The 23611-nt window shown below is 56.2% G+C and carries 16 protein-coding genes; 13 read left to right on the plus strand and 3 right to left on the minus strand.

Features of this window, described 5'->3' with window-relative positions; all coding sequences use genetic code 11:
- Positions 1–32 precede the first annotated feature (32 nt).
- Together WJU22_RS13810 and WJU22_RS13815 are read left to right on the plus strand one after the other, a co-directional pair.
- On the plus strand, positions 33–2849 hold the full coding sequence (locus tag WJU22_RS13810; RefSeq protein ID WP_341838768.1) for a hypothetical protein: 2817 nt from the start codon (positions 33–35) through the stop codon (positions 2847–2849).
- 9 nt (positions 2850–2858) lie between these two features.
- Positions 2859–5138, plus strand: coding sequence for an FAD-dependent oxidoreductase (locus WJU22_RS13815; RefSeq protein ID WP_341838769.1), 2280 nt, complete (start codon positions 2859–2861; stop codon positions 5136–5138).
- Positions 5139–5350: 212 nt separating this feature from the next.
- Here WJU22_RS13815 and WJU22_RS13820 read toward each other — a convergent pair whose 3' ends face one another.
- Complete coding sequence (locus WJU22_RS13820; protein WP_341838770.1) at positions 5351–5644, minus strand: hypothetical protein; 294 nt, start codon at positions 5642–5644, stop codon at positions 5351–5353.
- A 17-nt stretch (positions 5645–5661) separates the two neighbouring features.
- Here WJU22_RS13820 and WJU22_RS13825 point away from each other — a divergent pair, with 17 nt between their 5' ends.
- The 7 genes from WJU22_RS13825 to WJU22_RS13855 all read left to right on the plus strand — a co-directional run bounded on the left by WJU22_RS13825 (position 5662) and on the right by WJU22_RS13855 (position 16568).
- On the plus strand, positions 5662–6120 hold the full coding sequence (locus tag WJU22_RS13825) for an Lrp/AsnC family transcriptional regulator (RefSeq protein WP_341838771.1): 459 nt from the start codon (positions 5662–5664) through the stop codon (positions 6118–6120).
- A gap of 128 nt (positions 6121–6248) precedes the next feature.
- Positions 6249–6851 (plus strand): RNA polymerase sigma factor, encoded by a 603-nt coding sequence (locus tag WJU22_RS13830; protein ID WP_341838772.1) that lies wholly within the window; start codon positions 6249–6251, stop codon positions 6849–6851.
- A 114-nt stretch (positions 6852–6965) separates the two neighbouring features.
- Positions 6966–8156, plus strand: a complete 1191-nt coding sequence (locus WJU22_RS13835) for a FecR family protein (RefSeq protein ID WP_341838773.1) — start codon at positions 6966–6968, stop codon at positions 8154–8156.
- A 247-nt stretch (positions 8157–8403) separates the two neighbouring features.
- A complete protein-coding gene (locus WJU22_RS13840; protein WP_341838774.1) occupies positions 8404–11895 on the plus strand; it encodes a SusC/RagA family TonB-linked outer membrane protein in 3492 nt (1163 codons plus the stop codon).
- A gap of 11 nt (positions 11896–11906) precedes the next feature.
- The gene (locus WJU22_RS13845) at positions 11907–13337 is read left to right on the plus strand and encodes a RagB/SusD family nutrient uptake outer membrane protein (protein WP_341838775.1); all 1431 of its coding nucleotides are present in this window, start codon (positions 11907–11909) and stop codon (positions 13335–13337) included.
- Positions 13338–13416: 79 nt separating this feature from the next.
- Positions 13417–14361, plus strand: a complete 945-nt coding sequence (locus tag WJU22_RS13850) for an ABC transporter ATP-binding protein (RefSeq protein ID WP_341838776.1) — start codon at positions 13417–13419, stop codon at positions 14359–14361.
- Positions 14358–16568: a Gldg family protein gene (locus tag WJU22_RS13855; RefSeq protein WP_341838777.1), complete on the plus strand. Its 2211-nt coding sequence runs from the start codon at positions 14358–14360 to the stop codon at positions 16566–16568. Before WJU22_RS13850 ends, WJU22_RS13855 begins: the two co-directional genes overlap by 4 nt.
- 128 nt (positions 16569–16696) lie before the next feature.
- Here the strand turns inward: WJU22_RS13855 and WJU22_RS13860 are convergent, their stop codons facing one another.
- Both WJU22_RS13860 and WJU22_RS13865 read right to left on the minus strand, forming a co-directional pair.
- Positions 16697–19075, minus strand: a complete 2379-nt coding sequence (locus WJU22_RS13860; protein ID WP_341838778.1) for an ABC transporter permease — start codon at positions 19073–19075, stop codon at positions 16697–16699.
- Positions 19076–19177: 102 nt separating this feature from the next.
- Positions 19178–20311, minus strand: a complete 1134-nt coding sequence (locus WJU22_RS13865; RefSeq protein WP_341838779.1) for a glycoside hydrolase family 43 protein — start codon at positions 20309–20311, stop codon at positions 19178–19180.
- Positions 20312–20496: 185 nt separating this feature from the next.
- Here WJU22_RS13865 and WJU22_RS13870 point away from each other — a divergent pair, with 185 nt between their 5' ends.
- The 4 genes from WJU22_RS13870 (at position 20497) to WJU22_RS13885 (ending at position 23606) form a co-directional block, all read left to right on the plus strand.
- Positions 20497–21501 carry an SDR family NAD(P)-dependent oxidoreductase gene (locus tag WJU22_RS13870; RefSeq protein WP_341838780.1) on the plus strand — a complete coding sequence of 335 codons (1005 nt, stop codon included), beginning with the start codon at positions 20497–20499 and terminating at the stop codon, positions 21499–21501.
- 37 nt (positions 21502–21538) lie between these two features.
- Positions 21539–22171 carry a DUF2652 domain-containing protein gene (locus tag WJU22_RS13875; protein WP_341838781.1) on the plus strand — a complete coding sequence of 211 codons (633 nt, stop codon included), beginning with the start codon at positions 21539–21541 and terminating at the stop codon, positions 22169–22171.
- 86 nt (positions 22172–22257) lie between these two features.
- Positions 22258–23070: a helix-turn-helix domain-containing protein gene (locus WJU22_RS13880; protein WP_341838782.1), complete on the plus strand. Its 813-nt coding sequence runs from the start codon at positions 22258–22260 to the stop codon at positions 23068–23070.
- Between the two features lie 92 nt (positions 23071–23162).
- Positions 23163–23606, plus strand: coding sequence for a protein-disulfide reductase DsbD domain-containing protein (locus WJU22_RS13885; protein WP_341838783.1), 444 nt, complete (start codon positions 23163–23165; stop codon positions 23604–23606).
- Positions 23607–23611 lie beyond the last annotated feature (5 nt).

Below are 23611 nucleotides of genomic sequence, written 5' to 3' on the forward strand. Positions count from 1 at the left end.
TAAATTTGAACAACGAAGCGCAAACATTGCATATGAAAATCGGAATTCCACGACTTACAGCCTGTTTTATCTTCATGACCTTTGCGGCACAGGCGCAGGTACGGGTACCGTCTGCGGCGGAAGGCATCCGGATCACATCGGCCGGCCGTCAATACACTTTCCAGCCTGCATTCCGGGTTATTTTCAGCGAAAGAGACCCGGCCATGGCACTCAAGCCCGCCGGGATCAAAAATGTCGAATACAATGTGCTCACCTGGAAAGTGGAAGACAGCAGCCGTGCGGATTTCCAACAGAAAAAAATCGGAGCGGCCATGGCGGGCGACGGGTTCGACGATCGCATCCTCCGCACGCGCAGCGAATGGCGCACCGCCAATATATTCAACGTCGGCGAAAGCACGGTGCTGCAGGCCAACGCTATCCGGCAAGTGAAAGACACCGTTTTCCTCGGATTTCCGTCCAACGAACTCACCGCCTTCGTCCTGACTTCCGCCAAACCTTATCCTGTTCTGCATTTCACGTTTCGTCCCAAGCGGGATGGACATTACAGCATCGGTTTCGTGGGCGCCCCGGCCGTTCCCGTTCCCGAAGCGAAGGAAATCTGGCAACCGCTCATCTGGCAGGAGCTGCGTGCTCCCGAAGCGGCATTCCTCACACCTGCGTTCATGGCTACATTGCCGACAACCATGGTGTACAACGGCCAGCATACCCTCGGTGTGCTTGCCTCGCCGGAACATCTGCCGTTCCAGCCCTTGCCCACACTGCCCAACAGCCAATTCGGCATCGCGTTGCGGAATGAACAGGGGAAGATGCAACCGCAGGTCTACGCACCCATTCCCGGTGGCTACGGTTCGAAAATGAAAGCAGGAACGCTATTCCGGTTTTCCATGCAGCTCGTGGCGGAACCGCAGGACATTACCCATACTTATCAATTTATCGCGGAGCGGATTTTCGGATTCCGCGATTACCGGAAAAACGACATCGCGTCGCTCAATACCGTTCTCGATAATATGACCGCCTACGCCATGTCGCACTACGCCTGGTTTGTAGACAGCCTCAAAGGTTTCGCCTATTCCACCGACGTGCCGGGCGCCGTGAAAAACGTGTCCAGCCTGCATCCGCTGGAACTTTCCATCGTGCGCGACGATTCCGTGATGTTCGAGAAAAGGGCGTACCCGCTGACGGAATTCATGCTCAGCCGCGAGAAATTCCTCTTCAGCCTCGACAGTCTGCAGAAGATTCAAAGTCCGTCGAGGCGCCTGAAAGGCCCGGTGGCGCCGTTGTCTGAACTTGTGGCGTTGTACAACGTTTTCGGCCGCAGCAATCCGTTTTACCTGCAAATGATGGAACGGGAATATGCCGGTGCCCGCGTCCGTAACCTGGACGTGAAGGAAGACGGCGCCAGCTGGATCAATGCCATGCATCTCTTCAAAGCCACGGGCAACAGGGAATACCTGTCCACCGCGATCTCCAAAGCCAACACCTATCTCCGCGACCGTGTTTACCGGCCTCAAACTGCGTTCAACGACCCCTTCGCCGGGAGTTTCTTCTTCTGGCCGGCATATACCAACCGCTGGATCGAGTTGTTGCAGCTTTATGAGTTGACCAGTGATAAAAAGTACCTCGATGCGGCCGTGGAAGGCGCGCGCCACTATGCCATGTTCACCTGGATGGCACCTGCCGTTCCCGATAGCATGGTCACGGTGAATCCGGGCGGAAAGGCACCGATGTACTGGTACCTCCGTTCGAAAGGGCACGCGCAAGTGTATTATCCCGAAGAGAAAGCGCCCGCCTGGCGGCTGTCGGAAACCGGCCTCACGCCCGAATCTTCCGGCACGTCTACCGGCCACCGCGGCATTTTCATGACCAACTTCGCGCCGTGGATGCTCAAGGTTGGTTACTACGCGAAAGACACTTTTCTCATGAACGTGGCGAAAGCTTCCACCATCGGGCGATACCGCAATTTCCCGGGGTATCATATCAATACCGAACGGACGACGGCGTATGAAAAAGAGGATTTTCCGTTGCGGGAACACAAGGCCCAAAGCGTCAATTCCTTCCATTACAACCACATTCTCCCCATGGCGGCGATGCTGATCGATTACCTCGTGACGGACGTGTTCGTCCGCAGTAAAGGGAAGGTCCATTTCCCGGCGGAGTACGTCGAAGGATATGCGTACCTCCAGAATAATATGTACGGCGGCGCGCCCGGCACTTTTTACGGTGAAAAGGACGTGCAGTTGTGGATGCCGGCGAAACTGCTGACGGCCGCGAGCCCGGAGCTGAATTACATCGCCGGGCGAAAAGGGGACCGCGTTTTCCTCGCTTTCACCAATCAAAGCAAAACCACTGTGCGCACGCGGATTGCGCTCAATCCCGCACTCGTGCAAACTACGCCAGGCAGCCGGGTGACATCGCTCAACGGCGCTGTGGCCGGGAGTTTACGCCAGGGAGCCTTCGATTGTACCGTGGCGCCGGGTGACCTGGCGGTGTTCGTGGTGGAAGGGGTGAAGCCGGTCGTCCGTTTCCAGGAAAAAATATTGTCGGGCAGCAACAAAAAAGGAAATGATTTTGGGGAGATCAAGGCCGGGAACGCCAAAGCGATGCTGTTCAGGCTCGGTGCCTACGGCAGCCGGCTGTTCCTCTATCTCGAAGACGACGATACCCGCTGGCGCTCGGTGCAGCTGCATTATACGGACGCGGGCGGAAAGGAAAACCGGCTGCGCGACACGGCGTATCCCTTCGAATTTACCGTTCCGCTTCCGCAGGAATACAAGCTCAGCTGCTGGCTGACGCTGGAAGGGAAAGACGGGTCCATCGAAACCAGTGAAAAAATAACCATAGGCAATTAAATACCAGATATGATCAAGCAAGACGCAGCCGGAGTGCGCAGTTTTCCGGAAATGAACATTGTTGTTGACCTCGCGATCACCGGTGGCGGCCTCTCGGGCGTTTGCGCCGCCATTACCGCCGCCAGGCAGGGTTTGAAAGTAGTGCTCGTGCAAGACCGCCCGGTATTGGGCGGGAACGCCAGCAGCGAAGTGCGCCTGTGGATCCTCGGCGCCACGTCGCACATGGGCAACAATAACCGCTGGGCAAGGGAAGGCGGCGTGGTCGATGAAATCCTCGTCGAAAACACTTACCGCAATCCCGAAGGCAATCCCGTAATATTCGACATGATCCTGCTCGACAAAGTTTCGCAGGAACCCAATATCACCCTGCTCCTCAATACGGCCGTGTACCAGGTGGAGAAGAAAGACCCTTCCACCATCAGCGCCCTTCATGCCTATTGCAGCCAGAACCAGACAACGTACATCCTGAAAGCGCCCCTGTTCCTCGACGCTTCCGGCGATGGGGTAGTGGGCTTCCTGGCCGGCGCCGCCTTCCGGATGGGCGCGGAGAAAAAGGAGGAATTCGGCGAACTGTTTGCGCCGTCGGCGGAATACGGCGAGCTCCTCGGCCACAGCCTTTACTTCTACAGCAAGGATGCCGGAAAGCCCGTAACCTTTACCCCGCCCGCGTTTGCGCTGGGCGACATCACCAAAGTGCCGCGCTATCGCAGCTTCAACGCCCGCGAATACGGTTGCAAGCTCTGGTGGATCGAATACGGTGGCCGGCTGGATACGGTGCACGATACGGAAACCATCAAATGGGAGCTCTGGAAAGTGGTATATGGCGTTTGGCACCACATCAAAAACTCCGGGGAATTCCCGGAAGCCGCCAACCTTACCCTGGAATGGGTAGGCATGATCCCCGGTAAGCGCGAAAGCCGCCGTTTCGAAGGCGAATACATGATGGTACAGCAGGATGTGGTGGAACAGCGCGTGCATGCGGATGCCGTGGCGTTCGGGGGCTGGTCGGTGGATTTGCACCCTGCCGATGGCGTTTTCTCCGAAAAGCCCGGCTGCAACCAGTGGCACAGCAAAGGCATCTATCAGATCCCTTACCGTTGCCTCTACAGCCGCAATATCACGAACCTGCTGCTGGGCGGCCGCATCATCAGCGCCTCGCACGTGGCGTACGGCTCCACCCGCGTGATGGCCACTTCCGCTCACGTTACGCAGGCCGCCGCCATGGCTGCCGTCATCTGCAGGGAACAAAACATTTTACCCGCGGAAATTATCGGTAAAGGATATACGAACGCCCTCCAGCAGCGGTTGCTGCAGTTCGGCCAATACATCCCCGGCCTGCGGTTCGCCGCGCCGGCCGATCTCGCCCGGCAGGCCACCGTTTCCGCAAGCAGCGAACTGGTGCTGAAAGAATTCCCGGGCAAGGCCATCCTCAAACCGCTGGAAGTATCCGTGGCGCAGATGGTGCCGCTGCAGGCAGGGAAAGTGCCGGTAATGGCATTTCATGCGGAAGCTTCCGCCCACACTACGCTCGACGTGGAATTGCGGATCAGCGGCAAAAGCGGCAACCATACGCCAGACGTGACCCTGGCGCGATTGTCCCTTGCCCTGCAACCGGGCCGTAATTGCCTGCAACTGCCATTCGACGCGCAGCTGGAGGAAGCGGCCTATGCTTTCGTCACCTTCTTTAAAAACCCGGACGTGCAGCTTCATTACACAGATAAACGCGTGACCGGCCTGCTGTCCGTTTTCAATACGGTCAATAAAGCCGTGTCCAACTACGGTAAACAAACCCCGCCGGAAGACATCGGGATGGAAGCATTCGAGTTCTGGTGCCCGCAGCGCCGGCCGGAAGGGCATAACCTCGATTTCAAAGTGAGCGATGGATTGCCCGTTTTCTCCGCCGCCAACGTCATCAACGGCCTGGAGCGCCCCGTGTCGCAGCCCAACGCCTGGGTGGCCGACTGGCAGGATACACAGCCTGCGCTCACGCTCACCTGGCCGGCAGCGAAAGCCATCCGCACGATAGAGCTTTTCTTCGACACCGATTACGACCATCCCATGGAATCTGTCCTGATGACGCACCCCGAAACGGCGATGCCTTTTTGCGTACGGGATTTCAAGGTGAAAGACGATGCCGGGAACATCATCGCGGAGCGAAAAGGCAACTACCAGGCTTTTAACCGCATCGAACTGGACAAGCCCGTCAATACGGAAAAACTCGTCATCGAAGTGGCGCACCCTTCAGCGGAAGTGCCCGCCGCCATTTGCGCGGTACGGTGTTACGCATAATCCGATCAACCCGCTTGAAACGCACAAATCCCGCCACATGAGCGGGATTTGTGCGTAATTACTCAACAGTTTTTTAACATGGCAGAAGGGCAGTAGCGCAACCGGATCGTTTTGGTGCATGATGGCGTGAATGCAATTCCCGATGGAAATCGGGAATCCTGTACTGCTTCAAATTATTCTTTTCAGTGTCATAATGTTGGACCGTGTATATCTTAATGATCTACACTTCCTGAAAACCATGCGAATTCGTGATAAAGGGATTCCCTGAGCCGGTGAATCCCAAAAAGAAAATAAATGGTTGGTTTTTGAATTACGTCTGTTTTTCGGTTGATCTGCTGCCCTGTCTGCTGGCGTATTATTTCCATACTAAATTCAAAAATCTTTTCTAATTTTTGCACGATGGACGAATAAACCGTAAATTTTCCGGTAAAAGGCCTGAAATTGGCATTTTTTCCGGATGGGCCGGGCCGGCGGTGGCCGGAAACCCGAACTTCTTCCGGTTCCATATTTTCAACTTTTTGCCATGCAAGACATAGATCAGACGGATTTGGAGATTTTGCGCCTCCTCCAGCGCAACGCAGAGCTGACGAACAAGGAAATTTCCGGCAAGCTGCACAAGTCGGTGGCCGCCGTCCACGAACGGATCAGGCGCCTCAAGCAGCAGGGCTTCATCCGCAGGATCGTGGCCATCCTCGACCGCAAAAAGGTGAACCGCGGCCTCATCGCCTTCAGCCATGTATTATTGAAAGACCATTCCGCCCACACCCTCAGCTCTTTCGAGAACGAAGTGGTAAAGTTCCCCGAAGTGATGGAATGCTTCCAGATGACGGGCACTTTCGATTTCATCCTGCGCATCGCCACCGAAGACATGGACGCTTACCACGTTTTCTACCGCAAACTCGCCACCCTGCCCAATATTACCACGGTGCAGAGCTTTTTCGTGCTTTCCGAAACGAAAAGCGATACGGCCTACCCGCTGTAATCGCCGGTACAACCATTGCATTTCCGGGGGATTTTGGCGAAATTCGCTGCTGATCCAAACGGGACCATTTTCATACCATTCGTTTTCTCCCTGCGACGGCACTATATTTCATCACCAATTGCGTTTCCTTGAACGAAGACGGTCAACTTATTGACGCTCCTGAACTTTTCAGCCGGATCGCCTCCGGCGACGAAGCCGCGTTCCGTGAACTGTTCGAGCTGTATGTACCCCGGCTGCAGGCCATGGCTTCGCGCATCACGGGGTCGGCGGCGGTGGCGGACGATCTCGTGCAGGAAACCTTCCTCAAAGTCTGGATCGCGCGGGACCAGCTCACCGGGCTGGAGCAGCCGGGCGCCTGGGTCCGGAAGATCTGCTTCTTCCTGGCCGTGAACCACGTGCGCCGGCAAGCCGTCCGCGATAAAGTCATGGACCACATCGCCCACGAAAAGGACGCTTCCGGCAAATCGTTACCGGTGGCGGAAATGGCGGAATTCAGGCAGCTGCTTTCCCTCGTGGGCGACGCTGTTGACCGCCTGCCTGAAAAACAACGGCGGATTTACCGCCTCAGCCGGGAAGAGGCGCTCACGATTTCCGAAATCGCTGACCGCATGGGGCTCGCCTCCAGCACCGTGAAAAACCTCATGGTAATGGCGCTCAAAAATATCCGGGCTTCCCTTCAAAATGCCGGATATCCATTGTCTGTGCTCGTTTTGATCGATATTCTCCTCTGATTGTACCCCCGAACGAAAAAAACTTTGATTTTTTTCGGTACTACCTGTCCGCCCGATTGTCTGGTATAGATAAGGGGGGACTGAAACATCATCGTTTACCTGATCCCGAAATGCATGGAAAAGCACGACCGCTTACAATATTTGCTGGAACGCATGGCCAGTGGCGCCGCCACGGATGCGGAGCTCGGGGAGCTGCAAGCCCTCGTTGACCGCGACGATTCCGCTATCGGCGAAGCCGAAAGCTGGCTGGAAGCTGCCCGTCCTGAAGCGGCCCGGCCTTTCGACCGCCAGCACTGGATGCAGGTGGCCGACCGGATATTGGCTGCAGACAAGCGCCCGGCCGATGAAACCGCTCCGCCGAAGCTGCGTGTGCATTACCTGCACCGGTGGTGGTCGGCCGCAGCGGCGGTATTGTTCGTGGCCGCAGGGGTTTGGTATTTCAACCGCCATCAGCCCGTGCCCAAACCGATGCTGTCGGTGAACACCCCGCTGGACGTCGAGCCTGGCAGGAACGGCGCCATCCTCACCCTTTCCGACGGCTCGCAGCTGGAGCTGGACAGCGCCGGCAACGGCCTCATTTCACGCCAGAGCGGGACGGCCGTGGTGTTGGGCAGCGATGGATTGCAGTATACGCCGGAAGACCCCGGTGCGGGGGAACTGAAATACAATACTATCGCCACTTCCAAAGGGCGGCAGTTTACGGTGACCTTGCCTGACGGGTCGAAGGTCTGGCTGAACGCGGCCAGCTCGCTACGGTTCCCGGTGGCGTTCAACGGGGGCGACCGGACCGTGGAGTTTTCCGGGGAAGGATATTTCGAAGTGGCGAAAGATGCCGCGAAACCTTTCCGGGTGAAAGTGCCGGGGAAGTTAGACCTCGAAGTGCTGGGCACTTCCTTTAACGTGAACGCCTATGCCAACGAACAGAATAGCTATACCACACTGGTGACGGGCGCCGTGAGGATCGCGCAGGCGGGGAACGGCGCGGGCGCCGTGGTACTGAAGCCCGGAGAGCAGTTGCAGGCCGGCGGGAACGGAATGGAGGTGATGCGCAACGCAAACCTCGATAAAGCCATCGCCTGGAAAAACGGGCTGTTTAACTTCGACGGGGCCGGGCTGCGCGACATGATGCGCCAGCTGGAACGCTGGTACGATCTTGAAGTGGTGTATGAAGGAAATGTGCCCGATGTGGTGTTTTTCGGGGAAATGAGCCGGAAACTGAAGCTGTCTGACGTGTTGAGCGGACTGGAGCGGTCGGATGTGCATTTCCGGCTGGAGGAGGGGCGGCGGCTGATCGTAATGCCTTAGCACATATTTATCCCTATACCATAAAACAGCAAATCATACATGGACTAGTAAATATCAACTAAGATCGGTCGGCCGGAAATAAAAACGGAAGTGCTGCGAACACTCCCGTAAAAGTTTGCCGGTTGATAAAAAACGGGTTTCGAGACCTCCATTTCTAACAACCAAACGTTGCAAATCTATGCAAAAAACTGCTTACTGGAGCCGTTGGGAATTGCCATGCCGGTTCCCAGCCAAAATCCTCCGGATCATGAAAATTACCAGTGTTCTCCTTCTCGCCATTTGTTTACATGTATCAGCCAGCACGTATTCCCAGTCTATTACTTTTTCCGGAAGGGAAGTGCCGATGAAAAGGGTTTTTGCGGCCATCAAGCAGCAAACCGGGTACGTGGTCTGGGGTAAATCCGACCTGCTGCGCCAGGCCGGCACCATTTCCGCATCCGTGCAGAATATGCCCCTGCTGAGCTTCCTGGACCTCATCGTCAAGGACCAGCCGTTTCAATACAAGATCGCCGACAACACGATTTTCCTCTACGGGAAGTTCGATCCCGTTCCTGTCGAACAGGTACAGGCCGTGAAGGAAACCCCCGTTACCGGGCGCATCATCGACAGCACCGGCGTTCCGCTCATCGGCGCCACCATCGTGGCAACGGGCGGCGGCCGCTCCGCCATCACCGACGCGGAGGGCAAATTCACCCTCCCGGTACAGGAAGGGAGCGTGGTGCGCATCAGCTTCATCGGTTTCAAAACCAAAGATGTGACCATCACGGCGCGCATGCTGCAAAGCGGCACCATGGGCAATGTGGTGCTTTCCATGATATCGTCCAACCTCACCGAACTGAACGTTACCGCCAATACCGGTTACCAATTGATCCCCAAAGAGCGCGCCACCGGCGCATTCAGCGTGATCACCGAAGAAACGCTGGGCGCCCGTATGCAAACGAGCCTCATCAGCCGGCTGGAAGGCACGGTGCCGGGGCTTTTCATGCAGAACGGATCGGTGAACCTGCGGGGGATTTCCACCCTGTACGGTACCCAGAGCCCGCTGTTCGTTGTGGATGGTTTCCCCTATGAAGGAGACCTCAACTACCTCAACCCCAACGATATCGTGAACGTGACCGTCATGAAAGACGCCGCCGCCAGCTCCATCTACGGCACCCGCGCCGCCAACGGCGTCATCTCCATCACCACCCGCCACGGCAGCGCCCGGAAACTGACGGTCAACTTCAGCAGCACCGCCTTCCTCACGCCCAAATCCGACGCAGGCTACCTGAACCTCATGAACTCGAAGGAAATGGTAGATATGGAAGTAGAGCTCTTCAATAAATGGCACCCTTCGTTCAACGACAGGCTCCAGCGCACCGGCAAAAGCAAAGTGAAAGAGGCGCTCTACGATCACGAACAGGGTAACATCACCAAAGCCCAGCTCGACGAAATCCTCAACCAGCTCCGCAGTTACGACGGCCAAAGCCAGGTGGAAGACCTCTATATGCGCAATCAATTCAAACACCGCGAGAGCTTTTCCGTCAACGGCGGCAACGACGCCCATCAGTACAACCTTTTCATGAACTATACCGGCAATTCCGGATTTGGCCTGCGCGATCGTGACGAAGTCGTGAACGTGGGACTGAACGACCGCGTGAAAGTCTTCAAATGGCTGGATGCGGAAGCAGGGGTGATGACCAATCTCAGTAATGCGAAATATACCCTTGAAAGCCCTGAGCGATACTATACCAATATGCCGTACGAGATCATGCAGTATGCAGACGGAAGCCCGGCTCCCTTCACCAAACTGAAATCGCCGTACGAAAACAACCGGCTGGTGGAAGTTGGGCTGTATGATGAAACATATTATCCGCTGGAAGAAATGGACAGGGCCAAATTGTCGAACTGGTCGAACTACTTCCGGTTGCAGGGCGGCTTTACGGCAAAAATCATCCGCGGGCTGACGCTCGACCTGAAATACCAGACGGAAAGAGGGTCCAGCTTAGGCAAAACGTACTACTCGCCCACGTCCTATTACACCAAGCGCATGATCAACGATGCGGCGCAGATAGATAATAACGGGGAGCTTATCAAAAATATTCCCGATGGCGGACAGATTTTCGAAACCAGGGGCAGCTCCAAATCCTACACCGCCCGCGGCCAGTTGAGCTTTGACCGGGAAGTGGCGCCCCGCCATCGTTTGACGGCCATCGCCGGTACGGAATGGCGCGCGATTTCGGGCGGCGCCACGAAGCTGTCCAAAATGGGGTATAACGATAATAACCTCCAGTTCCAGCCCATCAACGAAGCGCAGCTCGGCAGCCTGAAAAATACGCAGTCGGTCGATGGCACCTTCTTCTGGGGCTTCAATGACGATACTTACTACCGTTATTGGGAAAACCGTTACGTTTCGTTTTACGGCAACTTCGGATATACGTTCGACGGCAAGTATAACCTGACCGGTAGCGCGCGTATCGACGATTCCAACCTTTTCGGCGTGGCCACCCGCGACCGCCGTTTGCCCGTATGGCACCTGGGTGCCAGCTGGCGGCTGACGGAAGAGGATTTCATGAAAAACATCAATTGGCTGAACAACCTGGCCATCCGCACCACTTATGGGCTGGGCGGCAATGTGGCCCAGACGGCCGGGCCATACCTGCAAGCTACGTCGAGCTTCTTCAACGATGCGCGCGCCAACGCCACCGATATCCTCTATCCGCCGAACGGCAACCTCCGTTGGGAAAAAACGGCGAGCACCAACATCGGGATCGATTTTGCGGTGTTGAACAACAGGATCTCCGGCTCGGTGGATTATTACATCCGCAAAACGACCGACCTGCTCGGCGAAAAACTGACGGACCCCACGAATGCGTTCCCCTTCGCCCTCATCAACTACGGTAGCATGAACAACAAAGGGCTGGAAATCGCGCTCAATACCCGCAATATCGAAAGCCGGAATTTCAGCTGGAACACGACGCTGAACCTGACTTTCAACAAAAGCCGGATGACGGACATTAACCTGCGCAACCCCGACTACCGGACGCTTACGCAGGGCTGGGGCGTAAACCGAATCGGTTACCCCATGGATGCGGTGTTCAGCTTCCGCTACGCCGGCCTCGACCCTACGAACGGTACCGTTATGGTGTACGATGCAGACGGGAAAGTGGTGAAGAACTACGATCAGTCGGGCACCGTGGTAGCGAACATGCAAGACGTCAACGGCCTCGTGTACAGCGGTACGCTCCGGCCCAAGTGGACCTCCGGTTTTACCAATACCTTCAATTACAAACAACTTACGCTCCGGGTGATGATGATCGCCAACGGCGGACATGTGATCCGCGATGTGGCGAGCCCCATCCAGAACGATTTCGGCAGCAGGAACGTAGACAAAAGGCTGATGAATTTCTGGCGCAAGCCCGGCGACGAGCTGAACCCCAATACCATGCCCGCTCCCGACCTGAATGCAGACGGCCGTGAATATTACTCGCTGATCTGGTTTGCGGCAGACAGGAACGTGCTGAAGGCAGACTATATCAAAGTGAGAGACATCTCATTGTCGTACGATTTCGCGAAAATGCTGCAATCTGTCACCAAACTCTCCTCCGCCAAATTCACCCTGCAGGTGCAGAACCCCTTCTCCTGGTTCCGTAACGGCCAGGGGATAGACCCCGAGGCATACCAGCTGGCGAGCCTGTATGCGAACAGGACGCTCTGGGTTTCGCGCGTTTATATGGCCGGAATCGACATCACCTTCTAAAACCTGGAACCATGAAGAAATTACATCTGTATATCATCAGCATAATGGCATTGTCTGGTTGCGACAAATTCCTGGACATCAAGCCGAAAGATAAATTCATCCCCACCACGGTCACCGATTACGAGAACATGCTCAATTCCGGTACCATGGTGAATTACGGGGATATGTACTGGGACCTCCAGTCAGACGACGCATTCCTGCCGGAAGGGGAGCCCGGCAACCTGTATTCGGCCCGGCAGGTTTTTGCCCGGCTGATTTACAAGTTCAATACTTCGCCGTACGACCAGGGGAACAACGATTACACCTGGAGCGAAGGGTACAAGCGTATCTTCTATTGCAACAGCGTCATCAACAATATCATGGAGGCAACTGAAGGTTCCGAAGCGAGCCGGCGCAGCATCCGCGCCGAGGCTTACCTGGGCCGCGCCATGGAGCACCTGTTGCTGGTGAACACCTATGCGCAGCATTACGACGGAGCGACCGCGGCCACCACGCCCGGTGTTCCCATCGCGCTCATCGCCGACATCAGCGCCAAGTTCACCCGGAATTCCGTGCAGGAAGTGTACCAGCAGATCCTGAGCGACCTCAATGCCGCGGTGGCCGACCTTCCCCTGAAAAACAGGCCTACCAAGTTCAGGGCCACCAAAGCAGGAGGGTACGCCGCACTGGCCCGCACCTACCTTTTCATGGGCGATTACGCCAACGCCAAAAAGAACGCCGACCTGGCGCTGGGCCTGCAAAGCGAACTGAAAGACATGAACACCTACCAGATCATCGCGCCGGGGCCTTTCCCCAACGTGCCTGGTACCCCGGTGGGCTGGACGAACATTCCCGATGCGCAACTGAACACGGAAACCATCGTGGCCAGGCACTTCCTGCGGCCGATGGGCCTCGGGCAATATGTGTGCGCTTCTCCGGAACTGACGGCCCTGTTCACCAACGACGATAAACGCTGGACGCTGTACTATGCAGACGGCTGGCCGCCGGCACCGCCGTTCAACTACATGAACCGCTATGGCGTGAAGATTTTCCTCCGCGGCGATTATTACAACAATTTCCTCGGTGTTCCGGAAATGTACCTCGTGCGTGCGGAATGCCTGGCGCGCGAAGGAAAACAGGCCGATGCGCTGGCAGACATCAACAAGCTGCGCCTGCACCGCATCACGCCGGCGGCGTACAAAGCCTTTGCCCCGGCCGATTTCGGGAACGATGCGGAACGCGTGCTGCGCTTTGTGCTGGATGAAAGACGGCGGGAGCTTGCTTTCACGGGCATCCGGGTGATCGATCTGAAACGCCTGAACAAGGAGCCCCGCTTCGCCAAAACCATCAAACATACTGCGGAAGGCACGGTCTACGAACTGCTGCCCAACAGCAAGGAATACCTGCGCCAGCTGTGGCCCAACGCCACCGTGTTCAACCCGGACTGGCCGCTCAACCCGTAATCTCCAAACCAGCCACATACCTTGATCGGCGCCGGTGAATGCCGGCGCCATCATCCTCCCTTTGCGTAAAATAACGAACATGCAAGATAACATCGTTAAGATCGAAGGGCTGTCTCACCGCTACAGCAAAGACTGGGCGGTGCAGGATATCAGCTTCGACATCAACCGGAACGGCATCGTGGGGCTGCTCGGCTCCAACGGCGCCGGAAAATCCACCACCATGAACATCCTCTGCGGCGTGCTCAGTCAAACCCGCGGCCGCGTGCTCATCGATGGCATCGATATGCGGGAACATCCGGAAGACGCTAAAAAGCGGATCGGGTTCCTGCCGCAGAACGCGCCGCTGTACCTGGAACAGACCGTAGACGAATACCTGACCTATTGCGCCCATCTCCGCCTCATCGAAAAGCGGAAGATCAAGGCGGCGGTGGATGTAGTGAAGGAACGCTGCGGCGTGGCGCACTTCAGCAACCGGCTCATCGGCAACCTTTCCGGCGGCTACCGCCAAAGGGTCGGCATCGCCCAGGCCATCATCCACCGGCCGCTGCTGGTGGTGCTCGACGAGCCTACCAACGGCCTCGATCCCAACCAGATCCTCGAAGTAAGGCAGCTCATCAAGGAAATCGCGGCAGACAGGTCGGTGATCTTCTCCTCCCACATCCTCTCCGAAATCCAGGCCACCTGTCAGGACATCATCATGATCGAAGGCGGGAAGATCGTGTTCAAAGACACGATGGATACGTTCAACAACTACATCGAGCCAGACAGCCTGGTAGCTACGATGGAAAACCCGCCATCCGCCGAAGAACTGCGGTCGATAGCGGGCATTAAGGAAGTGCAGTTCCTGTCTGACAAAACCGTCAGGCTGCGGTTTGAGCCGGCGGCAGACATTGCGGAGCATATCGTGGAAACGAGCGTGCTGCGGAAGTGGCGCCTCCGGGAGATCACGCTGGAGAAAAGCTCGCTCGACGCCATTTTCGCCCAGTTATCCAACAAAACATTTAAATCCGCCGTACCATCATGAAAGTCATAACCAGAATAGCCCGCCAGGAGCTGAGCCTCCTGTTCCATTCGCCGGTGGCCTGGCTCATCCTCATCGTTTTTCCCATCCAGATCGGGGTCAATTTCATTTACTACCTGCAGATGATCGGAAGGGCGCAGCGGATGGGCAACCATTTCAACGACGTCACCTCCATGGTATTCGCCGGCCTGCAGGAAGGGTTTTATCCCGGTGTGAAAGGCACGCTCTACTTCTACATCCCCCTGCTCACGATGGGGCTTATCAGCCGGGAAATGCACAGCGGTTCTATCAAACTGCTGCTGTCGTCGCCCATTAAAGTAAAAGACATCGTACTCGGGAAATATATGGCGATGATGGGATACGGCGCCCTGTTGCTGCTCATCATCTGCGCCTACGCCGTTGCCGGTTCGTTTTTCATCACGAACATCGACTGGTCTTTGCTCGCGTCCGGCGCCATCGGCCTGTACCTGCTCATCTGCGCCTATTCCGCCATCGGTCTTTTCATGTCGTCCCTCACCACTTACCAGGTGGTGGCGGCCATCAGTACCCTGGCGGTGCTGGCGGGGCTCAACTTCGTAGGCGGCCTCTTCCAGGGCAACGATACCGTTAGGCATATCACGTATTTCATGTCGATCGCCGGAAGAACGGAAAAGTTCATTTTCGGGTTGATCAGCACGCAGGACATCGTGTATTTCTGCATCGTCATCGGGTTCTTCCTGGCCATTACGGGCATGCGGCTGCAAGACCAGCGGGAGGCAAGGCCCGCCATGGCACGCGCCGCGAGGTACCTCGGGCTGGTGTGCATCTGCTTCGTAACCGGCTATCTCAGCTCCCTGCCGGCTTTGACGGGGTATCTGGACATGACGGCCACCAAGAACCATACCCTCGGGCCGCAAAGCCGCGAACTGATCGCGAAGATGGAACATCCGCTGAAGATCACCACCTACGTCAACATCCTCGATCAGAATTATTACCTCGGCGCCCCGGAAAAGAAGAGCGAAGACGAACGCATCCTCACGCCTTACCGCCGGTTCATGCCCGACATGCAAATGGAGTACGTGTATTATTACGATTTCTCCAACAACGAAGGGCTGTATAAAAATTATCCCGGTGAAAGCGACGCCGCCATCGCCAAAAAAGTAGCCGATATCCAGGACCTGGATTATAAAAAAGTGATGAAGCCGGAAGATGTGAAGAAGGTGGTGGATTTGAATTCTGAAGAAAACCGCCTCGTACGGTCGTTGCAATACGGCGACAGGCAAACCTTCCTCCGTTTCTACAACGATCTCCGCATCTATCCCGGCGAGCAGGAGTTCACCGCCGCGCTGAAGCGCCTGGTGACGCCGGAAGAGATCCCCGTGGTCACGTTCCTCCGCGGCAGTGGCGAGCGCAGTATCACCAAAGCCGGCGACGGGGCGTTCCGCACCTTCGTGAACGAGCTCACGTTCCGCGGCGCGCTCGTGAACCAGGGCTTTAACGTGGATACGGTAGACCTTACGAAGCAAGACATCGCCGCCACGACATCCGTGCTGGTGGTCGCAGATCCCAAAAGCGCATTCGAACCTGTTGTGCAGCAGAAGCTGGACGCGTACCTGGCCAGCGGCCGGAACCTCCTCGTGATCGCGGAGCCCGGCTCCCAGGAAGTGTTGCAACCCCTGTTGCAGCAGCTCGACGTGCACCCCGGCGATTCCGCCGTACTGGAAGAAAGCCGTGATTACGCCCCCGATTTCGTGCTGGCGCGGTTTGCAGACAGCGCAGGCGCTGTAGCGCCGCAGCTGGGCGGGTTCCAGGCGAGCGGCGGCATCGTATCGATGGCGGGCACCTTGCCGCTGCGGTTCGGTTCCGCAACGGGCTTCCGCACTATTCCGCTGCTGAAAGCGAAAAACAACGAAGCGCTGGCCGTGGCCGCCGAAAGAATGGTGAACGGGAAAGCACAGCGCATCATCGTTACGGGCGACGCGGATTTCATGAGCTCCGGCGAACTGGGGCGCCGCAAGCCCCTGGTTTGGAACCAGCCGCTCGTAACGGAAATGTTCCGCTGGTTCACTTATGGCGATTTCCCCGTCAACACGGGCGCCATCCGTTCGACAGACGCGATCGATACCACAGATAAAGGTATCATCACCATGAGAATAATTTTCATTGGCCTCATCCCCGGATCGCTCCTCGTATTCGCGGCGTTTTTGCTGCTGTACAGGAAGCGGAGGTAGTATTGCAGTGGATATAAAAACACGCAGCTGCAGGCCACCTCGCTTGCAGCTGCTAATCGAAAAGGAAGCAAAGCCCGCTCAGTTTGAGCGGGCTTTTTGTATGGGGCTGTTGTGTTAAAAAGAAATGATTATTCGTCTTTCAGGCAATGCAAAGGATTGGCCCTGGCCGCTTTCGCCGTCTGAACACCGATCGTGAACCATGCCGCCAGCAGCGCAATAATGGCCGCAGCCATGAAGTACAGCGGTGTGAGCGCAATGCGGTAGGCGAACCCGTTGAGCCAGTTTTTCATGAGGAGATAGCTGATGGGGATAGACACTGCGATGGAAAGGAGGACCACTTTCGTGAAACCGGCCGACAACACATAGAAAATATTCCCGTTGCTGGCGCCCAGCACTTTGCGGATACCGATTTCCTTCACCCGGCGCTCCACGCTGAACGCCGCCAGCCCCAGAAGCCCCAGGCAGGAAATGACGATCGCCAGCACGGTAAAGTACCTCGACAGCGTAGCCACCAGTTTTTCCAGGGTGTACTGCTGTTGGTAAGCCGTATCCATATAGTTGAAATTAAGCGTGTAGCCGGGATTGAAACGACCGTAAAATTCGCTCATCCGGCTGATGGTAGCGGGCTGGTCGTGTTTCTTCATCCGCACCATCACCAGCGCCGTAGCCTGCGGCTGTAGTGAGAACAGGAATGGCTGGACTTGTTCGTGCATCGAGTTGTAATGGAAGTCTTTGGTGACGCCGATGATCGTTCTCGGGTTATTGTCGAGGTAGATCGTTTTGCCGACGGGGTCTGTAATGCCCATCATTTTGATGGCCGCCTGGTTGAGGATCACGCCGGTGGAATCCGTTCCGAAGTTTTTGCTGAACGTTCTGCCCTGGGCCATCTCGATGCCGAGGGTTTCCAGCGCATCGTAATTTACCGGCATTTTGTGGAAACGGATTCGGTCGTCGGCGTTCTTGCCGTCCCACTGCACGCCCGGCCCCGGCAGGAAGGCGGGCATGATGATATTCTGCTGCACGGTGCTGGCGTTCACCACGCCGGGAATGGTTTTCAGCTCGCTGAGGAACGCGTCTGTCCGCTCGGCCACTCTTCCTTCCATCTCGAAATAAATGACATTGTCCTTATCGAAACCGGGCTGTTTGTTTTGCACGAATTGCAATTGCTGATACAGTACCATTGCCCCGACGATGAAAATGATGGAGACGGTGAACTGGAACGCGACCAATCCTTTCCTTACCCACGATTCTCCCTGTCCGCCGCCGGATTTGGCGCGCAGGATCGATGCCACGCCGAACCGCGACAGATAAAATGCCGGGTAACTGCCCGCCACGATCCCCACAGCCATGGTGATCCCCAGTACCGCCAGTACCAGTTGCCAGCTGAAGTGAATGGCCACGGCCCTGCCGGCGATGCGGTCGAACTGCGGGAGGAACAGCGCCACGAGCAATAATGCGATAAAAAGCGCGGCGAAGCTCATTACCAGCGATTCGCCGATGAACTGGAAGATGAGTTTATGCCGGCCGGCGCCCATGGCCTTTTTGATGCCGATCTCCTTCATCCGCCGCGAAGCTTTTGCGGTGGAAAGGTTCATGAAATTGATGCAGGCGATCAGGAGGATGAATGCCGCGATAATGGAAAACAGCCGTACATATTCGATCCTCCCGCCCGACTGTACCCCGTTTTCGTAATTCCCGTACAGGTAGCCGTCTGCATACTTGCTGAGGAACAACCGGGAGGGGAAAGGGGTGTTTTTATCCTTTTGCGCGATGAAATTCTCGATTTTTTGCTGGAACTGCGGGAGGTCGGTGCCCGGCTTCAGGACAACGAACGTCTGGAACGGCCCCGAGCGGAAATCTGCCGTTGCCGGAACGAAATCCTTCCAGGCGTCCAGCGGGAGCACGAAGTCGAATTGCTGGGTCGAAGATTCCGGCTGATCGGCGTACACGCCCGATACGGTGCAGGTTTTCATGAAACTCAGCCATTTCCATTCCAGCGTTTTCCCGACGGCGTTATCGGCCGACCGGAAGAGCTGCTCCGCCAGGCGCTTCGACAGCACTACCGAATTCTTGTCTGCCAGCACACTGGCCGCGTTCCCCCGGATGAGCGGGAAGCTGAACATCCGGAAGTAATCCTTCCCCACGAAATTGCCGCTCGCGCCCATCACCTCGTTCGTCCAGCCGATATTGAATTTTTTGAACCATTCCGGCGGTGTCATGCTCACGGCGTATTCGACTTCAGGCATGTCGGATTGCAGGGCATCGCCCAATCCGCCGCCCGTTCCGGTAACGGTGTTGATGCGGCCGTCCTGTTCGCGGTTGACCATCACCTGGTATAGCCGGTTGCCGTTTTCGTGGAAGCCGTCTACCCGCAACTCCCCGGAAATCCAGAGGTAGATCAGCAGTGCCACGGCCAGCCCGGTGGAAAGCCCTACCAGGTTGATGATGAACGTGGTTTTGAAGCGCCTGAAATTGCGGAGGGTGATCTGGAGATAGTGCCTGAACATGGAATTAGGTTTATGGATATATGAACGATGGAATTTTCCGGTTAAGGGAAGATGCAGGCCGGATGGTTTTCCATAAATATTTTTTTCCGCAGGGCTTTTCCGTTATTTGCTGCCGGGTGATTTTTGCGGCGATGTGGTAGGCCCTTCCACTACCAGGTTCCCGTTTTTCAGGATGCGCATCCGGTCGATGAAGACAACGCGTTTATCGCCAGTGGCCGAGGTGCGGGCATGGTACACGCAGAGCATTTCCTTACCGTCCGGCGAATAAGTAATGCTGTTGTGACCCGTTCCGGTAACGATGCCGCCTTTCTCCACGTTCTTTTGCAGCACGGGGTTGTTGGCCGCTTTGATGAACGGGCCCAGGGGGCTTTTCGCCGTCGCGTACCCGACGGCGTAGTTCTTGCCGCCGAAATAATTCGCGGAATACATCATATAGTAAGTATTGCCTTTTTTGAAAGTTACGGAGCCTTCGGTCCACCGGCGGTTCACTTCCTTCGACGTCACCGATCTGCTTTCCCATTCCGCCTGCTTATCGTCCATCTTTACGGGCGGGCGCAACAGCAGTACGGGTTCGCCGATCACGCCGCTGAAATCCGGTTTCAGTTCCACGCCATACACCCAGCTTTCCTCGATTTCCTGGTACCATCCCTGTTTGCGGGCCCAGTCGGCCACTTCGCTGTCTACCGCGTGTTTGTAGCAGCAGCGGGAATAATACAGGTAGATTTTCCCGTTATCGTCGAAGAAGACATTGGCGTCGATGATGGGGTATCCGGGATCAAAAACGGGCCTTTGCATGACGTCGGTGAACGGACCGGTGGGTGAATCGGCTACGGCCACGCCTATGCGGAAATGTTCGAGCTCCTTGCCGGGGTTCTCTTTCCACTGGGCGCTGTAGAACATCCAGTATTTCCCTTTATAGGCGTAGACTTCGGGCGCCCAGTAAGCCCCGCCCCATGCGGCGGTGGAATCGCTCCAGCCGTTGGGGTTGCTGGCATGGAAAACCTGTCCCTCGTTTTCCCAATGCACCAGGTCGGCCGACGACCAGGCCGCGAACCCGTTCCTGGCGCCGCCGGTGCCGTACATGTAGTATTTGCCGCCCGGTACTTGTAACACGTACGGGTCGCCGAACTCAACGGGCAATGGGTTCTGAAAGGTGCGCGCAGATTGGGCGAGGAGCGGAGAGCCGGCGGTAATGAGCGCCAGGATGAGGTTTCCGGTAAGAAAGATGCTTTTCATGGTCATTATGCTTGATAAATAGCGTGGAATCCATACAAATATAACCGCCAGTCCCTGCATTTTATACCCCCGGTCCGCTGAACAAACCCCATGAACTTTTAAACAAAGCAAATTCGGCCCGCAGAACAAAGTGCCCCGGCGGCGGGCGTCCTACTTTTGTTTCAACAAACAAAAACGAAACGAGCATGAAACAGTACAACAACCAGGGCGCCCTGCAGCACCCGCTCCGCTCGGGCTTCAACGCCCAATCTACTACGGCAGACGTGATCGCCGGTGTTGACCTTTCCGGGAAAATTGCGATCGTAACAGGCGGGAATGCCGGTATCGGCGTAGAAACCACCAGAACATTGGCGGCCGCCGGCGCTACGGTGATCGTTCCGGCGCGCGATGTGCAAAAAGCCCGTAAAAACCTCGAAGGCATCCCGCAGGTGGAAATCGAGGCCATGGATATGATGGACCCCGCGTCTATTGATGCTTTCGCTGAAAAGTTCCTGGCTTCGGAAAGGCCGTTGCACCTGCTGATCAACAACGCGGGTATCATGTGGGTGCCGCTGCGCAGGGATGCGCGCGGGATCGAATCTCAGCTGGCCACCAATTACATCGGGCAGTTCCACCTCACGGCGAGGCTCTGGCCAGCGCTGAAGGTGGCGAACGGGGCGAGGGTGGTAAATGTATCGTCGCTGGGTCATCAGATGGGTGGCGTCGATTTCGACGATCCGAATTTCCTGCACCGGCCGTATGAAACCCTCCAGGCCTACGGGCAATCGAAAACCGCCAGCAATCTGTTCGCCCTGGAGCTCGACAACCGGGCCGCCCGCTTCCAGGTACGGGCGTATTCCGTGCATCCGGGCTCGATCGGCGGCACGGAACTGGGCCGGGAAGCGCCGCTGGAACTTTTCCAGCAGATGGGCTTCGTGGATGAACAGGGGAATATGCGCCCGGAAGTGCTGGCGTCCCTCAAAACCGTCCCGCAGGGCGCGGCTACCACCGTGTGGGCCGCTACGAGCCCGCTGCTCAGCGAAATCGGCGGGGTTTATTGCGAAGACGGTGATGTGGCGGAACTCCTGGGCCCCGACAGCGCCAGACTCCACCAAAGCGGCGTATCGCCCGCCTCGCTGGATGCGCACAGCGCCCAACGCCTCTGGTCGCTCACCGAAACCATGACCGGCATCGAATTCGACATCCGCTGACCCAACCCGTTCTTCATCCCCTGAAAAATACATTCCCATGCGTACCTCCATCCTCCCGAAAAGAAATCCCGTGCATCGCAGTCATGGAACGCAAGCCCGAAAAGGCCTCGTGTTCATCCCCGATATGAGCGGGTTTACAGCGCTCGTTCGCAGTACGGACCTCATTACCGGACAAATCATCACCTGCGAGCTGCTGGCCGTTATCCTGCAGCACAACACCCTCGGGATGGAGATCGCGGAGATCGAAGGCGATGCCGTCTTTTTCTACAAATGGGATGCGATACCCGCTATGGAAGCACTGTACGCACAGTTTGAAGCGATGAAAGCCGCGTTCGACGCCAAGCTCCGCGAACTGGAAGCACAGTTCGGGCTGCAGCTGGATCTGCACCTCAAAGCCATCGCACATTACGGGGATATGACGGAATTCTCGGTTGGGGCATATCATAAACTGTACGGAGAAGTGGTGGTGGAAGCGCACCGCCTGCTGAAGAACAATGTGCCGGCACGGTCGTACCTGCTGGTGACGGATGCGCTGCAACCCTTGCAGACCGGGAGCCTCACCGCAGCCGGGCGCTCTAGCCAACTGTGCGAGCTGTACGGCGGACTGCGGGGCCTTTGCTTCACGTACATCCTTTTTAACAGGCGGCAACAAAAACGCCACTCAATTTGATCCATTCACCATTCCCGAAGTTCCCATTGCGGCCGATTATGCTTATTTTTATACAAGCGGCTGCGGCGGAGCGTAAAATTCAGCACATGGAATACCAGGCAAAATATATTACCGAAGATATCAAACTGTCTTGCTATCAAGACAAATTCTTCAAGTCGGACATCCTGTTCGAGCACCACATGCTCATCTGGTTCATTTCCGGTGAAACGAAGATCGTGCAGTCGGAAGGGACGTACATCTTCCAGCAGGGCGATATTTTCCTCATCCCGCGCAACCAGCTGGCTACGATCATCAATTATCCGAAAAACGGGCTTCCGCATCAAACGGTGGTCATGCATCTCACCACGCCCTGGCTGCGGGATTTTTATGAAAGGCTCGGCGTGAAACCGAAGCCCGCGGCAGCGCAGAAGATCCGCCACTTCAGGGACCATCCGCTGCTGCAAAGCTGCCTGTCGTCACTGGTGCCGTATTTCGATATGCAGGAACTGCCGAAAGACATCGCCCATCTGAAAATCATGGAAGCCGTCACCATCCTGCGTTCCCTCGATCCGGAGATAGACGGCATGCTCGCCAGTTTTGAAGAACCGGGAAAAATCGACCTGACGGATTACATGGAGAAAAATTTCATGTTCAATATGCCGCTGGAAAAATTCGGTTACCTTACGGGCCGGAGCCTCACTACTTTCAAGCGCGACTTCAAAAAAGCGTTCGACACTACGCCGCAGAAATGGCTCACGCAAAAGCGGCTGGAGCTGGCGCATTACCAGTTCGTGGAGAAAAAGAAGAAACCCATCGATGTCTGCTATGAAGTGGGATTCGAGAACCTGTCGCATTTTTCCTTCGCGTTCAAAAAACATTTCGGCTATGCGCCTACTTCGCTGCTGGCGGCCCGGGGGTAGGGGATTTTCCTTACATCATGTCAAACATTCACTCATCAAGTTGGGATTGCGAAATTGCAGGCGTATGGATATTATTGGATAAATACCGAGATATGAGATCAATACTGACCATTGCCATTTTATTCCTGAGCGTCGCCACATTCGCGCAAAGCCCCGTGAAGTGGAGTTACGCTTCCAAAAAAGTGTCGGAAGGTACGTACGAAGTACGTATTTCGGCCAGCGTATCGAATCCCTGGCACATCTACAGCCAGGCCAGCCCGGAAGATGCGGCCACGCCCACGAAGATCGTTTTCAAAAAGAGCCCGCTGCTTACCCTGCAGGGAACGGCGAAGGAAAACGGGAAGATGATCAGCAAATTCGAGGAGTCTTTCGGAAAAACCGTGAAGTTTTATGAAGGCCAGGTGGAATTTGTGCAGATCGTGAAAGTGAAGGGAAAGGCGAAGACGAAAATTTCGGGCACCATTGAATACATGGTCTGCAACGATCATGAATGCCAGCCGGGAGAACCGGTCGATTTTTCGGTGGCGTTGAACTGATACAA

It is taken from the genome of Chitinophaga caseinilytica (assembly GCF_038396765.1).
Taxonomy (GTDB): Bacteria; Bacteroidota; Bacteroidia; order Chitinophagales; family Chitinophagaceae; genus Chitinophaga; species Chitinophaga caseinilytica.

Coding starts and splice junctions, on each gene's coding strand:
- WJU22_RS13850 (WP_341838776.1), top strand. CDS start 13,417: ATGCAAGATAACATCGTTAAGATCGAAGGGCTGTCTCACCGCTACAGC.
- WJU22_RS13845 (WP_341838775.1), top strand. CDS start 11,907: ATGAAGAAATTACATCTGTATATCATCAGCATAATGGCATTGTCTGGT.
- WJU22_RS13810 (WP_341838768.1), top strand. CDS start 33: ATGAAAATCGGAATTCCACGACTTACAGCCTGTTTTATCTTCATGACC.
- WJU22_RS13865 (WP_341838779.1), bottom strand. CDS start 20,311: ATGAAAAGCATCTTTCTTACCGGAAACCTCATCCTGGCGCTCATTACC.
- WJU22_RS13825 (WP_341838771.1), top strand. CDS start 5,662: ATGCAAGACATAGATCAGACGGATTTGGAGATTTTGCGCCTCCTCCAG.
- WJU22_RS13875 (WP_341838781.1), top strand. CDS start 21,539: ATGCGTACCTCCATCCTCCCGAAAAGAAATCCCGTGCATCGCAGTCAT.
- WJU22_RS13820 (WP_341838770.1), bottom strand. CDS start 5,644: ATGGAACCGGAAGAAGTTCGGGTTTCCGGCCACCGCCGGCCCGGCCCA.
- WJU22_RS13855 (WP_341838777.1), top strand. CDS start 14,358: ATGAAAGTCATAACCAGAATAGCCCGCCAGGAGCTGAGCCTCCTGTTC.
- WJU22_RS13835 (WP_341838773.1), top strand. CDS start 6,966: ATGGAAAAGCACGACCGCTTACAATATTTGCTGGAACGCATGGCCAGT.
- WJU22_RS13885 (WP_341838783.1), top strand. CDS start 23,163: ATGAGATCAATACTGACCATTGCCATTTTATTCCTGAGCGTCGCCACA.
- WJU22_RS13860 (WP_341838778.1), bottom strand. CDS start 19,075: ATGTTCAGGCACTATCTCCAGATCACCCTCCGCAATTTCAGGCGCTTC.
- WJU22_RS13880 (WP_341838782.1), top strand. CDS start 22,258: ATGGAATACCAGGCAAAATATATTACCGAAGATATCAAACTGTCTTGC.
- WJU22_RS13870 (WP_341838780.1), top strand. CDS start 20,497: ATGAAACAGTACAACAACCAGGGCGCCCTGCAGCACCCGCTCCGCTCG.
- WJU22_RS13815 (WP_341838769.1), top strand. CDS start 2,859: ATGATCAAGCAAGACGCAGCCGGAGTGCGCAGTTTTCCGGAAATGAAC.
- WJU22_RS13840 (WP_341838774.1), top strand. CDS start 8,404: ATGAAAATTACCAGTGTTCTCCTTCTCGCCATTTGTTTACATGTATCA.